Below are 13,773 nucleotides of genomic sequence, written 5' to 3' on the forward strand. Positions count from 1 at the left end.
CGCCCCGCTATTGTAAGGAGCCATGGGGAAGAACACTCATGGCATGCGGGTCTGGCTGGCGTTGGCGACGGTCTACATCGTGTGGGGATCGACGTACCTAGGCATCCGCATCGCCATCGAGACCCTGCCCAGCATGGTGAGCGGCGGCCTGCGCTTCATCGCGGCCGCGCTGATCCTCGGCGTGGTGCTGCTGCTCCGCAAGGGGCGGGAGCCGTTCCGCGTCACCGGACGGGAACTGGGCGGGGCCGCCCTGGTCGGCCTGCTGCTGCTGACCGCCGGGAACGGCATGGTCGCGGTGGCCGAGCAGCACATCGGCAGCGGGCTGGCGGCCCTCCTGGTCGCGTCGGTCCCGCTCTGGCTGGTCATGCTGCGTACGGTGTTCCGCGACCGGCCGCAGGCGCTCACGCTCGCCGGAGTGTTCATCGGGTTCGTCGGCGTGGCGGGGATCTCGCTGGGCGGCGGCACCGGATCGGACTCCGTCGGCGTGGTCATCATCCTGGTGGCGTCGCTGTCGTGGTCGATCGGCTCCTTCCTGTCGGGGCGCATCCCCATGCCGCGTGACCCGTTCGCGGCGAGCACGGTGGAGATGGCCGTCGGCGGCGTCGGTCTGCTGATCATCGGCACCGGCCTGGGCGAGCGCCTGGACCTGGCCGCCGTCAGCGGCCGGTCCTGGGCGGCGCTCGCCTACCTGATCCTGGTGGGCTCGCTGATCGGCTTCACGTCGTACGTCTGGCTGCTCGGCAACGCGCCCATCTCGCTCGTGTCCACGTACGCGTACGTGAACCCGGTCGTGGCGGTCCTGCTCGGGGTGGCCGTGGTCGGGGAGAGCGTCACGGCGGCCATGCTCGGCGCCGGCGGCCTGATCGTGATCGGCGTCGCTTTGGTGGTGTCCACCGAGCGCCGTAGCCGGGCCGCCCAGGCCGTGCCCGAGGTGGAAACGGCGCCGAGCTGATCGATGGGCGGCGGCGGGGTGTGGGGCCCCGCCCGCCTGTCCCCCGGCGTCCCTCTGGCGCCTCTCAGCGATCCTCGGCGCCTCCTGGGCGCCTCTCAGGTGCCGCGTCAGGCGCCGAACGCCTCGGCGGCGGCGAGGAAGGCGTCGTTGGCCTCCCGGTCGCCGATCGAGATCCGGACGCCTTCGGCGCCGAAGGGCCGCACGGCCACGCCGTACCCGGCGCAGAGCTCGGCGAACGCGGAGCTCCGGTCGCCGAGGCGCATCCACACGAAGTTGGCCTCGGTGGGCGGGATCGTCCACCCCTGGGCGATCAGCGTCTCCCTGACCCGGGCACGTTCCTTCACCACGGCCTCGACCCGCTCCAGCAGCTCGCCCTCCGCCTTGAGGGACGCGACGGCGGCGACCTGCGCGAGGCGGTTGATCGCGAACGGCACCATGGTCTTGCGCGCGGCGGCGACCACGGGCTCGTGCCCGATCAGGTAGCCCACCCGCAGCCCGGCCAGCCCGTACGCCTTGGAGAACGTGCGCAGTACGGCGACGTTGGGGCGGTCGCGGTAGAGCGCCAGGCCGTCGGGGACGTCCTCGTCGCGGACGTACTCGCAGTAGGCCTCGTCGAGGATCACCAGCACGTCACTCGGGACGCGGTCGAGGAACTCCACCAGCTCGGCCGTGCGCTTGACCGTGCCGGTCGGGTTGTTCGGGTTGCAGACGAAGATCATGCGGGTGGCGTCGGTGATCGCCTCCGCCATCGCGTCGAGGTCGTGCGCCTCGTCCTTGAGCGGCACCTGGACCGAGGTCGCCCCGGACAGGTCGGCGAGCAGCGGATACGCCTCGAAGGACCGCCACGCGTAGATCACCTCGGCGCCCGGCTCTCCGACGGTCTCGAAGAGCTGCTGCGCCAGCGTCACCGAGCCCGCGCCGAGCGCGACGTGCTCACACGGCACCGCGAACCGCTCGGCGAGCGCCTCTGTGAGCGCGACCGAGGCCGGGTCCGGGTAGCGGTGGATCTCCGCGGCCGCCTCGGCGATCGCCTCGCGCACGCTCGGCAGCGGCCCGAACGGGCTCTCGTTCGAGGACAGCTTGAACGACTTGCCGTCAGGCCCGACGACGACCTTGCCCGCCTTGTACGCGGGCATGGTGTCGAGTACGGCCCGGAAGCGCGGCGTCGTCATGCTCGTCCTCCTCAAATCTGTGCCTTTGTGCAGCATTAACCCTACTGAGAGCGGGGTACTGCCCGGCACCGCGTCAGGAGTCGGCCCCTGCCTCGCCGTCGTCATCGAGCCGGCGGCGTCCCCGCCACGAGGAGACCCCCCGAACCGTCACGAAGACCAATATGACCACGACAACCAGGACAAGCACTCCCTTGGAGTACACGTCCACGTAGTCCTGGACGATCCACCAGTTCTCGCCGAGCTCGTAACCCGCCAGCACGAACGTGCAGTTCCAGATCAGGCTGCCGAGCGTGGTGTACGCCAGGAAGACCGCCGGCCGCATTCGCTCTATCCCGGCGGGGATGGAGATCAGGCTGCGGAAGATCGGCACCATCCGGCCCAGGAACACGGCCTTGCCGCCGTGGCGATAGAACCAGGCCTCCGTACGGTCGATGTCGGAGACCCTCAACAACGGCATCTTGGCGGCGATCAGCCGGATCCGGTCGGCGCCGAGCAGCATCCCGAGCAGGTACAGGATCACCGCCCCCGCCAGGGAGCCGCACGTGGTCCAGAAGATCGCCCCGGCGAGGCTGAGGTCGCCCCGGCTCGCGGTGAACCCGGCCAGCGGCAGGATCACCTCGCTCGGCAGCGGCGGGAACAGGTTCTCCAGCGCGATCGCCAACCCGGCCCCCGGACCGCCCAGCTTCTCCATGATGTGCATCGCCCACGCGGCGAGGCCGTCCGTCGTCTCGATCACGTGGCCAACGCTAAGAACCGGGCGCCGGTCCACCCCTGACGAAGCCCGCGGACCTGGCGCGGTCTTGCCTCAGTGCCACCCCGTGTAAGACCGTACGGACCCGGACGAGACCCGCGCGGGGGACGCCGCGGGAATGTCCCCACCTTTCAGCACAGGTGCTTCACCCAGCGGCCCCACTGGGGCTGCGGCCCGTAGCCGGACGCCGACCAGGCCCGATGGGCGAGCTCGTTGTCGTGCAGGACCATCGCGTCCGCGCGGAAGGCCCCGAACGTCCGGAACCGGTCCTCCGCCGCCTCGATCAGGCGGGAGCCGATGCCCATGCGCCGGTGCCCGGGGTCCACGGCGAGCCGGTAGAGATGGGCCCGCCAGCCGTCCCACCCGGCGACGAGCGTGCCGACCAGCGTCCCGTCGATTTCGGCGATCAGCAGCGCCTCCGGGTCACGCCCGACGAGCTGGACGACCTTGTCCGCGTCATCGTGCCGATCGGTGCCCTCGGCCGCCTCGGCCCAGAAGCGGAGCACCGCCTCGACGTCGTCCCGTCCGCCGTACCTGATCGTCACCCGGGCTGTCCCCATAGCGGACAAACCTAACAAAGCGGTCGGTTGCCGGGTTTTCGGCGTCAGCCGCCTCGCGGCGCGTACATGATCACAGCGACCCCGGCGAGGCAGATCAGGGCTCCGATGACGTCGAACCGGTCCGGCCGATAGCCGTCCATCGCCATACCCCACGCGAGCGAGCCCGCCACGAACACCCCGCCGTACGCCGCCAGGATGCGCCCGAAGTTGGCGTCCTGCTGGAGCGTGGCGACAAATCCGTACAGGCCGAGCGCGATCACTCCGGCGCCGATCCACGCCCAGCCGCGGCTCTCGCGGGTGCCCTGCCATACCAGCCAGGCTCCACCGATCTCCAGCACCGCGGCCAGGACGAACAGGAGCACAGAACGCACGACGGTCATGTCGGTGGACTCTATGCGTTGTGCCGTGATACTCGCAGACGCATACTCGTGTACGAGTAGCAGGGGGTGCCGAGTGGCCAAACGCCGCAAAGTGAACAACATGCTCGGCCTGGCCGTGCTCGCGACGGTCGTGGAAAGGCCGATGCACCCGTACGAGATGGCCTCCCTGATGCGCGCCCGCGGCAAGGACCGGGACATGGACGTCAAGTGGGGCTCGCTCTACACGGTCGTGCGCAACTTGGAGAAGCACGGATTCCTCGAAGTGACCGACAGCGTCCGCGACCGCGGGCACCCCGAGCGCACGATCTACCGCATCACCGAGGCCGGGCGCGCGGAACTGGCCGACTGGGTCCGGGACCTTCTCGCGACACCGGAGCGGGAGCAGCCGAAGTTCGAGGCCGCGCTCTCTGTCTGTGGGGTACTCCCGCCCGACGAGGTGACGAGCCTGCTCCGGCGGCGCGTGGGCCTGCTGGAGGCAGAGGTCGCCGGACAGCGGGAGTCGCTGGCCGCGTATCTCCGGGAGGTCCCCCGGCTGTTCCTCGTGGAGGCGGAGTACGACCTCGCCATCCGGGAGGCCGAGCTGGCCTGGACCCGGTCCCTGCTCGACGAACTCGCCTCCGGGGCGTTTCCCGACCTCGTGCTGTGGCGCGACTGGCACGAGAAGGGCCGGCGGCCGCCCGAGATCGCCGAACTCGCGGAAAGGGGCGCCGTCACGGACTGACCCCGAAAAAGACGACCCCGGCGGCGTGCGCCAACACGACCGCCGGGGAGCCCTCGAACCGAACCTGCGGAACGCAGCCCGGCCACGAGGTGGCACCGGTAAGAATAGTCGGGCTCTTTCCCGGGCCGGTTCGGAAGAACATCCGAAACCGGAGGGAACATGGAGAAGACACACACCACCCGCTCCCAGGCCCTGGGGATCGAGGGAGCGATGGCGCGCTGGTACGCCCGCCAGCGCGGCTCGGCCCCCCAAGTTGCCGCCGTCCGGCGATACGCCGCGCAGCTCGCGGCGATCCTGCCCGGCGGAGCCGCCGTACTGGAGGTGGCCCCGGGGCCCGGCTACCTGGCCGTCGAGATGGCGCGGCTCGGGTTCGAGGTGACCGGGCTCGACATGAGCCACACGTTCGTGGAGATCGCGAGCGAGCGGGCCCGCCGCGCCGGCGTGTCCGTCCGGATCGAGCAGGGCGACGCCGCCGACCTGCCCTTCGACGACGCGTCCTTCGACCTGGTCGTCTGCCAGGCCGCCTTCAAGAACTTCGGACGGCCCGTCCGCGCCATGAACGAGATGCACCGGGTCCTCCGGGACGGCGGCACGGCGGTGATCCACGACCTGAACCGGGACGCGTCCGGGGCCGACATCGGTGAGGAGGTCAGGAGGATGGAGCTCAACCGGCTGAACTCCGTACTGACCAGAGTGCCGCTGACAATGCTCAAACGCCGCGCCTACTCACGGGCCCAGTTCGAGCATCTCGCCGCCGAGAGCACCTTCCGCACCTGCGACGTCCGGGCCGACGGCATCACCCTTGAGGTCCGGCTGACCAAACCCGCCTGATCCCTCAGGTGTCTCTCGCCGGATGGCAAGGGGCGCCTCAATGATCGAATCGAGGGCCCAAGGGCGGCCGTGCCGCACAGCACGGTCGCCCTGCGCGTGTCTGATCCGGCGAGATACGCCGCGGTGTCGTCCCACATCGATCGCCTCGGGCGAGCTCACGGCCCGCGGCATTTCGGGCTGCTTTCCGGACGCTCCTGGTCGCAATGCCTAGTGCCCCTCCCGCCAATCTTTGCCCCGTCGCGTCGCCCAGGGCGGCACCTCGCGGCGTTGACGCCCCACCCACGAAAAGTCCTCGCAAGCTCGGACTTTCCGCGGGGCCCGGGATTGTCGGCCGTAGGCTCCGCTACGGCCTCCTCCTCCGCCTTGCGATGCACCACCCTGGACACCGCTCCGTCCGGGCAAACCTTGCCGGTCACGGCACTAGATGCGGAGCATCGGCGGGTGCAGGACGAGGGCGGGGCCGCGCCGGTAGAGCATCGCCGGACGTCCCCCGTCACGGGTGGTGGTCTCGCCCGTGGGGATCAGGAAGCCCTCGGTCTTGGTGACCTTGCGGTGGAAGTTGCGCGGATCCAGGGGCCTGCCCCACACGATCTCGTACACGCGGCGCAGCTCCGCCACCGTGAACTGGGGCGGGCAGAACGCGGCGCCCAGCGGGCTGTACTCCAGCTTGGCCCTGGCCCGCTCGATGCCGTCGAGCATGATGCGCCGGTGGTCGAACGCCATGCGGGTCAGCGAGTCGACCGACTGCCAGCTCATGTGCGCTTCGGTCGAGGCCGGCAGATCGGGCGCGAGCCCCAGATAGGCCACGCTGACCACGCGCTGCCGGGGGTCGCGGTCCGGATACCCGTACGTCTGGAGCTGCTCCAGATGGACGGGGGCGCCCGGAAGCCCGGCGCGCTCCGCGAGCACCCGGGCGGCGGCGGCCGGAAGGTCCTCGTCGAGCTGGATGAACCCCCCGGACAGCGCCCAGCATCCTTCGTACGGGGGCCTGTCCCGCCGCCAGACCAGCGCGCAGAGCGCCTGCGACCTCACCGTGAGCACGACGAGATCCACGCTGACGGGGATACGCGGGATCATGTACAGAACGCTACCTGAACGCACCCACCCCGGTATCCCTCCATTCGATCACGGAGACGCCCGGATCAGACGCGGCGGGCCCCGGCCTCAGCCGGCGTTCTTGTAGTAGACGGGCTCGGCGGCCTTGCGGCCGTCAGGGGAGCTCACCTCGACGCGGACCCACACGTCCGCCGGCACCGTCGCCCAGTCGACCGGGATCCAGACCTTCTCGATTCCGTACGGGAGGTTCTCGATCGGGGTGGTGTCGTGCCAGCCGGCCGCGGCCGAGTCGACGACCCGGGGGGTGTCGATGCCGGGCCAGCTCAGCGTGACCTTGGCCGAGGCTAGGTGGTAGCCGCGGACCTCCAGGCCCTCCTGGATCTGCCGGGCCTGCCGGACCGCCTGGACGGCGATCGGGCGGTCCCAGTCCTGGATGATCTCCTCGGACAGCGACGGCGAGCCGCAGGTGAAGAAGTCGCTCCACATGTACGAGATGACTTTCGACACGTACGGGCCGGCCAGCGTCACCTGGGTGTCGAGGCGGGGCTTGGTGGTACGGCTGCGGACCTGGCTGCCGCACTTCGGGGTGCCCGACTGCTCCGGCGTGGACGGCTCGAACGCCTCCACGTTGGCCCAGAGCTGGACCTGTACGCCTTCGGAGGCGAGTTCCTCCCTCGCCTGCGCCATCTCCCGGTAGTAGTCGCGCGTGCCGCCGTAGTACGCGGCCGCGTACGTGCTGTCGCCCACGCCGTTAACGATCTTGAGCTGGTCGTCGACCTGCTTGTTCTTCCAGTTGGGCCAGAAGAGGCCGACCTTGCCGGTGCCCCGGCCGTCCTGCGGGGCGATGATCTCCACCCCGGTCTTGGCAAGGTCCTTGAAGCCCTTGGCCACCTGCTTCGGCGTGGCGGTGAACTTCTGGTTGCGGCGGCCGTCGATGTACGGGCTGATCAGGATGGGCTTGCCCGGCAGCTCCTGCTCGACGATGCGGTGCTGCTCGGCGTAGACCGTGAGGGTCTGGACCTTGGACGGGTCGGGCCAGTCGCGAAGTTGCAGTTCGAACGGCTGGTAGACGCCGCCGAGTGACTGCCGGTCGGCGAACCGGGCGCCGTAGTCCTGCACGATGCGCCGGGTGAGGGTGGTCAGCGTGCCGATGTGGCGCGGGTCGGCCCGGGTGCTGTTGGCGGGGTCGCGCGGGGCGAGCGGCAGCGCGGGGAAGACCTGGATGCCGAACCGGTCTCCGAGGTCCAGCAACTCGGTCAGGCTGTCCTCGGCTCCGGCCGACACGATGATCACATGATAGTTGCGCCCCTTGGACGAGAAGTCGCAGGTCGCGTCGTCGGAACCGTCATCGGGGGCGACCAGCCGGTAGAACACGGACTTGCCGACGACGATCTTCCGTTCCATCGTGGGGCAGCGGAAGATCCCGTCGCCGTACTGCTCGTCGGTGCGGTAGACGTACGTCCAGGTGATCCGGTTGCCGGGGTTGGCCGCCTGGAGGTCCTTCTCGGCCGCCTTCACGCAGGGGACGCCGTCCTCCACGCAGGTGGCGTACCGCGTGTCGGGGCCCTCACTGTTCTTGTCCCTGATTTCGCCGGTCTGGTAGTTCACCTGGCGCGGCGACAGGCCGAAGCCGAGCCGGACCACGGTGTCGCCGCCGACCTTGTGGATGGCCTGAAGCTGGCGCCGCCAGGTGCAGCGGTCTGCCGTCGGCACGAGCCAGTACCCGCTCACCGCGTACGGCGCGGGTGTCGTGGTGTCGAACGTGCCGCAGGGGTCGGTGAACGCGCTGGCCGTCGGGGTGAGCGGTCCCGGGGAGCCCGGCGGGGTCGCGGGCGTGGTGCGGCCGACTCCGGCGACCTTGGAGGAGGGCTGGTCGTGCCGCATGACGATCACTACGGAGGCGACACCGGCGAGAATCGCGACGCCCAGGAGCAATGTGAGCCAGCGCACCTTCAGGACACTACCGCCCATCGTTTCAGGACCGGATAAATCGAATCCGCCCGTCGGCGGGGACGGTCAGCGCCGGACGCCCGCCCACTCTTCGAGCTGGGTGACGAAGCGGCGGGCGGAGTTCGGCCAGTGATGGTTGGCCCGCGCGGCCGCGTAGCCACGGCCGCCGATGGCGTGCCGCTCCGCCGCGTTGTCCCGGAGGAAGAGGACGGCCCGGGCCACCGCCTGCGGGTCCTGCCACGGGACGACGAGGCCGGAGCGGTAGCGCTCGACCAGATCGACCGCGCGCGGGGACGGCGTGGTGATCACGGGGATGCCGTGCGCCATGTACTCCACGATCTTGGTGGGCATGGAGTGCCGGTAGTTGGGCTCGTCGTGCAGGAGCGAGAGGCCGGCGAGCGCGCCGTCCAGCCGCTTGAGCGCCTCGTCGTTGGGCATGAAGTCGCGCCATTCGAGCACGCCCTCGGCGACCGCCTGGTTCAGCAGCGGACGGCTCTGCGGGTCGGCGTAGCCGATGAGCTCGACGACCACCCGGTACGGCTGGAGCAGCCGGCCCACCTCGACGGCCTCGCGTACACCGCGCGCCTCGGACAGCCAGCCGAGGTAGACCACCCGGTCGTCGCCGGGGGCGCTGACGGTGTCGGGGACCCAGGTCTCGTTGGGCACGACGAGGTGCGTCTGCTTGAAGCGTCCCGCGTAGGCCGTCTCGGCGAGCAGCAGGCGCAGGCGGCGTTCCGCGGCCCCTTCGAGCATCCGGGCGAGGAACCGGGTGGGCGGACGTAAGAACGCGGGCAGCCACGGCTTCAGGGAGAGCGTGGCCGGGGTGTCCTCGTGGACGTCCCAGACGACCGGCGGGCGGCCGCGTACGCCGACGACGGCGAGCAGCAGCTCCGGGTCGTGGATGAGCGCGAGGTCGATCTTGTCTCGCATGCTCTTGAACAGCTTGCGGGCGGCCCGGACCGCCGTGAGCCTACGCCGCTCGGCGGCGCGCGGCAGATCCACCCCGTTGACCCAGGACCGTGGGACGACCCCGCGCGCAGAGTACGGCGCGGCATACGTGACCTCATGACCGGCGTCGACGAGCGCGCGGATCTGGCGGTGCAGGATCCGGGCGTCCTCGGGGTGATGCACCACCGTCATGACGAGCACGTGCACGCGCGGACCCTCCTACAGTCGCTCGACGCGATCGCTCGTGGCCAGAACGCCGCGAGTATCGAGCACAAGCTGGGCCCGTTCCTCCACCACGCCGAGGTCGAACGCCGAGTGCTGCTGCAGCAGCAGCGTGACGTCGGCGTCGGCCACCGCCGCGGCCAGGTCGTCCGCCCGGGGAATCTGGTTGCCCTTGACCGCCCACTCCTTGACGTGCGGATCGCAGAACACGATCTCGGCGCCGAGTTCGAGGAGCGCCTCGGCGACGGGCACGGCGGGGGTCTCCCGCTCGTCGGCGATGTCGGGCTTGTAGGTGACGCCGAGCAGCAGCACCCGGGAGCCGTTCACCGGCTTGCGGGCGCGGTTGAGCAGCCGCTGCGCGCGAGCCACGACGTACGACGGCATCCGCTCGTTGATCTCCTGGGCCAGCTCGACGAACCGGAAGGGGTAGCCGAGCTTGCGGACCGTGTAGGAGAGGTACGACGGATCGACCGGGATGCAGTGCCCGCCGACGCCGGGGCCGGGCAGGAACTTCTGGAAGCCGAACGGCTTCGTGGAGGCGGCCTCAATGGCCTCCCACAGGTTGACCCCGAGCTCGTCACAGAAGATCGCCATCTCGTTGACGAGGGCGATGTTGACGTGACGGTAGGTGTTCTCCAGCAGCTTGGCCATCTCGGCCTCGCGGGTGCCGCTGACGGGGACGACCCACTCCACGAACTGGCTGTAGAAGGCGACGGCGCGGTCGCGGCAGGCGACGGTGTAGCCGCCGACCACCTTGGGCGTGTTGCGCAGGCCGTACTTCGTGTTGCCCGGGTCGATGCGCTCGGGCGAGAAGGCGAGGTGGAAGTCCGTGCCGGCGGCGAGCCCGGCGCTCTCCAGGATCGGCCGCGCGATCTCGTCGGTGGTGCCGGGCCAGGTGGTGGACTCCAGCACGACCAGGGTGCCGGGCCGCAGGTGCTGGGCGACGGCGCGCGTCGCGCCCTCGACGGCCGACAGGTCGGGGCGGTGGTCCTCGTCCAGCGGCGTGGGCACGCAGATGACGATCGTGCGCGACTCGGCCAGCACCGAGGCGTCCAGGGTGGCGGTGAACCCACCGCCCAGCATCGCGTCGAGGTCGGCGTCGGTCAGGTCGTCGATGTAGGACTGACCGGCATTCAGCGCCTCGACCTTGCGGGGGTCGACGTCCAGACCGGCCACCCGCAGGCCCGCCGCCGTGGCCTCTTTGGCCAGCGGCATACCCACGTATCCCAGTCCGATGACCGTGAGGTCGAAGCCGGTTCGCTCGCTCACGATGCGACCTGGGGGCGGAAACAACACTTCATGGTGGCAAAGGCTATCTCAAGTGAGCACCAACGGTGCCTGATGCCGCACATACGAAGTCCCCGTCATTTCCATCATCAGGTCAAAGATTGGTAGATCGCGCGGTATGTCCGGGCGAGACTGCTCCATGTGCGTTTCGCGGCGACCTCGGCCTTCCCGGCCTCGCCCATCTCGCGGCGGCGCTCCGGATCGTCGCGCAGCGCGGCCACCGCGTCGGCGAGCGCGCGCGGGTTTCCGGCCTTCACCAGCATCCCGGCGCCATCGCCGCCGACGAGTTCGGAAAGCGCGGGCAGATCGCTCAGCACGACCGGCTTGCCGAGCGCCATCGCCTCGACGGGTTTCAATGGCGTAACAAGTCGGCAGACCCGGAGGTCCTCACGCGGGCAGGTGAAGATGTCGATCGCCGCCTGGGCCTGGAGCGCCTCGTCCGGGCCCACCCGGCCGGGCAGGATCGCGATGTCGCGCAGGCGCAGCCGCTCGACCTGCTGGAGCAGGTTCGGCCGCTCGACGCCGTCGCCGACCAGCAGGACCCTGACCGGCGTGCCGGCGTCCCGCAGCAGCGCCGCCGCGTCCAGCAGCGTGGCGAACCCCTCGTAGGCCACGATGCTCGACACCGAGCCGATGACGATCTCGTTGTCGCCGATGCCGTACTGCCTGCGGAAGGACGCGCCGTCGTACTCGGCGGTCAGCAGCGAGTCGTCCACCGCGTTCGGCGCGAGGTGGATCCGCTCGCGCGGCACGCCGCGCTCGACGATCTCGGCCGCCATGGTCTCGGCCAGCGTCACGACCGCGTCCGCCTCGTTCATGATGAACGCCTCGCGCTCACGCTGCATGATGTGGCGCTCGGTGCCCACCCGCTTGGGGTCCCTGGAGGCCCAGGTCTCCTCAAGGAAGCCGCGCACCTCGTAGACGACCGGCGTGCTCGTCCGCTCGCGTACGGCGAGCGCGACCGAGCCGTTGCGGTGGTCGGTGGCCGCGTGCAACACCTGCGGGCGCAGCCTCCTGACCAGCTCGGTCACCTGGGCGGCGCCGCGGATCAGCCGCCCGCGGGTCTCGAACGGCAGGTCTCCCCCGCTGGGCAGCTGCCGGTGGTAGGGGATGTCGTCGATCTCCTCGTACGACGTGGCGTCGGTGTGGCCCTGGAGCATCGGCCAGCCCCAGCTCGTCACGACGTGCGGGTCGAGCCCGGCCTTGCGCTGCGCGGTGACGATGCGGTGGGTCCGCACGGTGTACCCCGCCTGCGTGTACGGCAGGGCGTTGGTGACCATGTGGAGGATCCGGCCCTCGTGCCGGGTCCCCATGATCACCTGAGGCTTCGGCGGGATCGGGTTGGGACCGATGGCGGCCATCTCGCCCTGGTAGAACGCGATCCTGCGGCGGACGAACGGCCACCTCATGTGCGGCCTGAGCACCTTGACGGCGTCGCTCATCCGGCCGGCGTCGAAGTAGATCTTCGCCGCCTCCATGGGGCCGTCGGCCATCCTGCGGACGATCTTGCGCACCTTGACTTTGGCGTACCGGGCGGCGGGCCAGGCGACTTTGCCGATGATGGGGCGCACCGCGGGCGGCATCGCGTCCGCCGCCGCCTGTGCGACCCGCATCGGATCGGACTTCACCTTGCTCGCCACGATGCGGGAGACGACCACCGGATTCTTCACGAAACCGCGGAGTAGGCCGCCCATCCCGGCCCTTGCCGACTTGGCTGCCACGGAGGGTTTCTTGGCCTCGGATACCACGGCGTGACCGTACCATAGGCAACGTTTGCCCCAGTCCCACCATGAAAGGCGAGGTCAATGAGGGACAACCCCCTCGTCCTGCACGTGTTGGGTGCCCGGCCCAACTTCGTCAAGGCCGCCCCGGTCGTCCGGGCGCTGGACGAGCTCGGCGTACGGCAGGGCATCGTTCACACCGGGCAGCACTACGACGCGCTGATGTCGGACGTGTTCTTCGCCGACCTCGGCCTGCCCGAGCCGATCGCCAACCTGGGCGTCGGCTCCGGGTCGCACGCGCGGCAGACGGCCGCGCTGCTGACCGGCCTCGAAGACGTGGTGCTCGAACACCACCCCTCGCTCGTCGTCGTGTACGGCGATGTGAACTCGACGCTGGCCGCGATCCTCGTCTGCGCCAAGCTGCACGTGCCGACCGCGCACGTGGAGGCGGGCCTGCGCTCCTTCGACCGGGAGATGCCCGAGGAGGTGAACCGCGTCGTCACCGACGCGCTGAGCGACATCCTGTTCGCCACCTCACCGGAAGCCCTCTCGCACCTCGCCCGCGAGGGCGTCGACCCCGAGCGGGTGCACCTCGTCGGCAACCCGATGATCGACAGTCTCTTCTCCGCGCTGCCCAAGCTCGACCCGGCGCCGGTGCAGGCACGGCTCGGCGTGCCCGGCAGGTACGCGGTGGCGACGCTGCACCGCCCGGCGAACGTGGACGACCCGGAGTCGGCGCGTGAGCTGGTCGACGCGGTGCTCGCGGTCGCCGAGCGGGTCCCGGTCGTGGTGCCGCTGCACCCGCGCGGCCGGCAGCGGCTGGCCGACGCCGGGCTGGTGAACCGCGAGAACCTCTCGATCGTCGATCCGCTGGGCTATGTGGACTTCCTCTCACTGGTGCGCGGCGCCGCGCTCGTCGTGACCGACTCGGGCGGCGTGCAGGAAGAGACCACCATGCTGGGCGTCCCCTGCCTGACCGTGCGGCCGAACACCGAGCGGCCGGTCACCGTCACGCACGGCACCAACCGCCTGGTCACCCCGGCGGGGCTGCCCGCCGCCGCCGACAAGGCCCTCGCCGACGGCTCCAGCACCCCGAGCGGGGAGCTTCCGCCGCTGTGGGACGGCGCGGCCGGGCCCAGGATCGCCCGCGTCATCGCCGCCTGGCTGCGCGGCGACAACCTCTCCCCCGCCGCCAAGGGACGCGTCAGCTAGAGCAGGAGGC

The 13,773-nt window shown here is 70.4% G+C and carries 13 protein-coding genes; 4 read left to right on the plus strand and 9 right to left on the minus strand.

Annotated features, from left to right (window positions below; genetic code table 11):
• Positions 1-22 precede the first annotated feature (22 nt).
• Positions 23-952, plus strand: a complete 930-nt coding sequence (locus tag ACQP1V_RS41720; RefSeq protein ID WP_433417075.1) for an EamA family transporter — start codon at positions 23-25, stop codon at positions 950-952.
• A gap of 107 nt (positions 953-1,059) precedes the next feature.
• Here the strand turns inward: ACQP1V_RS41720 and hisC are convergent, their stop codons facing one another.
• The 4 genes from hisC to ACQP1V_RS41740 form a co-directional block, all read right to left on the minus strand.
• Positions 1,060-2,124 carry a histidinol-phosphate transaminase gene (gene hisC, locus ACQP1V_RS41725; protein WP_433417078.1) on the minus strand — a complete coding sequence of 355 codons (1,065 nt, stop codon included), beginning with the start codon at positions 2,122-2,124 and terminating at the stop codon, positions 1,060-1,062.
• A 73-nt stretch (positions 2,125-2,197) separates the two neighbouring features.
• A complete protein-coding gene (locus ACQP1V_RS41730) occupies positions 2,198-2,860 on the minus strand; it encodes a DedA family protein (RefSeq protein WP_433417081.1) in 663 nt (220 codons plus the stop codon).
• Between the two features lie 146 nt (positions 2,861-3,006).
• Positions 3,007-3,435, minus strand: coding sequence for a GNAT family N-acetyltransferase (locus tag ACQP1V_RS41735; protein WP_433417084.1), 429 nt, complete (start codon positions 3,433-3,435; stop codon positions 3,007-3,009).
• Positions 3,436-3,479: 44 nt separating this feature from the next.
• On the minus strand, positions 3,480-3,815 hold the full coding sequence (locus ACQP1V_RS41740; RefSeq protein WP_066934578.1) for a YnfA family protein: 336 nt from the start codon (positions 3,813-3,815) through the stop codon (positions 3,480-3,482).
• Positions 3,816-3,888: 73 nt separating this feature from the next.
• On the opposite strand from ACQP1V_RS41740, the gene ACQP1V_RS41745 reads away from it, so the two are divergent.
• Together ACQP1V_RS41745 and ACQP1V_RS41750 are read left to right on the plus strand one after the other, a co-directional pair.
• Positions 3,889-4,536, plus strand: coding sequence for a PadR family transcriptional regulator (locus ACQP1V_RS41745; RefSeq protein WP_433417087.1), 648 nt, complete (start codon positions 3,889-3,891; stop codon positions 4,534-4,536).
• 159 nt (positions 4,537-4,695) lie between these two features.
• Complete coding sequence (locus tag ACQP1V_RS41750) at positions 4,696-5,367, plus strand: class I SAM-dependent methyltransferase (protein ID WP_433417090.1); 672 nt, start codon at positions 4,696-4,698, stop codon at positions 5,365-5,367.
• A 420-nt stretch (positions 5,368-5,787) separates the two neighbouring features.
• Here the strand turns inward: ACQP1V_RS41750 and ACQP1V_RS41755 are convergent, their stop codons facing one another.
• The 5 genes from ACQP1V_RS41755 to ACQP1V_RS41775 form a co-directional block, all read right to left on the minus strand.
• Positions 5,788-6,444, minus strand: coding sequence for an NUDIX hydrolase (locus tag ACQP1V_RS41755; RefSeq protein WP_067137789.1), 657 nt, complete (start codon positions 6,442-6,444; stop codon positions 5,788-5,790).
• Between the two features lie 87 nt (positions 6,445-6,531).
• Entirely contained in the window at positions 6,532-8,373 is a 1,842-nt protein-coding gene (locus ACQP1V_RS41760; RefSeq protein WP_433417092.1) for a DUF4434 domain-containing protein, read from the minus strand.
• Positions 8,374-8,439: 66 nt separating this feature from the next.
• The gene (locus ACQP1V_RS41765; protein WP_387418326.1) at positions 8,440-9,528 is read right to left on the minus strand and encodes a glycosyltransferase; all 1,089 of its coding nucleotides are present in this window, start codon (positions 9,526-9,528) and stop codon (positions 8,440-8,442) included.
• A gap of 12 nt (positions 9,529-9,540) precedes the next feature.
• On the minus strand, positions 9,541-10,812 hold the full coding sequence (locus ACQP1V_RS41770) for a nucleotide sugar dehydrogenase (RefSeq protein WP_387418325.1): 1,272 nt from the start codon (positions 10,810-10,812) through the stop codon (positions 9,541-9,543).
• 107 nt (positions 10,813-10,919) lie between these two features.
• Positions 10,920-12,500 (minus strand): glycosyltransferase family 4 protein, encoded by a 1,581-nt coding sequence (locus ACQP1V_RS41775; RefSeq protein WP_387418324.1) that lies wholly within the window; start codon positions 12,498-12,500, stop codon positions 10,920-10,922.
• Positions 12,501-12,635: 135 nt separating this feature from the next.
• On the opposite strand from ACQP1V_RS41775, the gene wecB reads away from it, so the two are divergent.
• Positions 12,636-13,763: a non-hydrolyzing UDP-N-acetylglucosamine 2-epimerase gene (wecB, locus tag ACQP1V_RS41780; RefSeq protein ID WP_433417096.1), complete on the plus strand. Its 1,128-nt coding sequence runs from the start codon at positions 12,636-12,638 to the stop codon at positions 13,761-13,763.
• Positions 13,764-13,773 lie beyond the last annotated feature (10 nt).

The organism is Microtetraspora malaysiensis (assembly GCF_050947145.1).
GTDB lineage: Bacteria > Actinomycetota > Actinomycetes > Streptosporangiales > Streptosporangiaceae > Microtetraspora_A > Microtetraspora_A malaysiensis.

What these genes read in the sequence shown, in the direction of transcription:
- ACQP1V_RS41720 (WP_433417075.1), top strand. Translation starts at nt 23, where the DNA reads ATGGGGAAGAACACTCATGGCATGCGGGTCTGGCTGGCGTTGGCGACG.
- hisC (WP_433417078.1), bottom strand. Translation starts at nt 2,124, where the DNA reads ATGACGACGCCGCGCTTCCGGGCCGTACTCGACACCATGCCCGCGTAC.
- ACQP1V_RS41735 (WP_433417084.1), bottom strand. Translation starts at nt 3,435, where the DNA reads ATGGGGACAGCCCGGGTGACGATCAGGTACGGCGGACGGGACGACGTC.
- ACQP1V_RS41740 (WP_066934578.1), bottom strand. Translation starts at nt 3,815, where the DNA reads ATGACCGTCGTGCGTTCTGTGCTCCTGTTCGTCCTGGCCGCGGTGCTG.
- ACQP1V_RS41750 (WP_433417090.1), top strand. Translation starts at nt 4,696, where the DNA reads ATGGAGAAGACACACACCACCCGCTCCCAGGCCCTGGGGATCGAGGGA.
- ACQP1V_RS41755 (WP_067137789.1), bottom strand. Translation starts at nt 6,444, where the DNA reads ATGATCCCGCGTATCCCCGTCAGCGTGGATCTCGTCGTGCTCACGGTG.
- wecB (WP_433417096.1), top strand. Translation starts at nt 12,636, where the DNA reads ATGAGGGACAACCCCCTCGTCCTGCACGTGTTGGGTGCCCGGCCCAAC.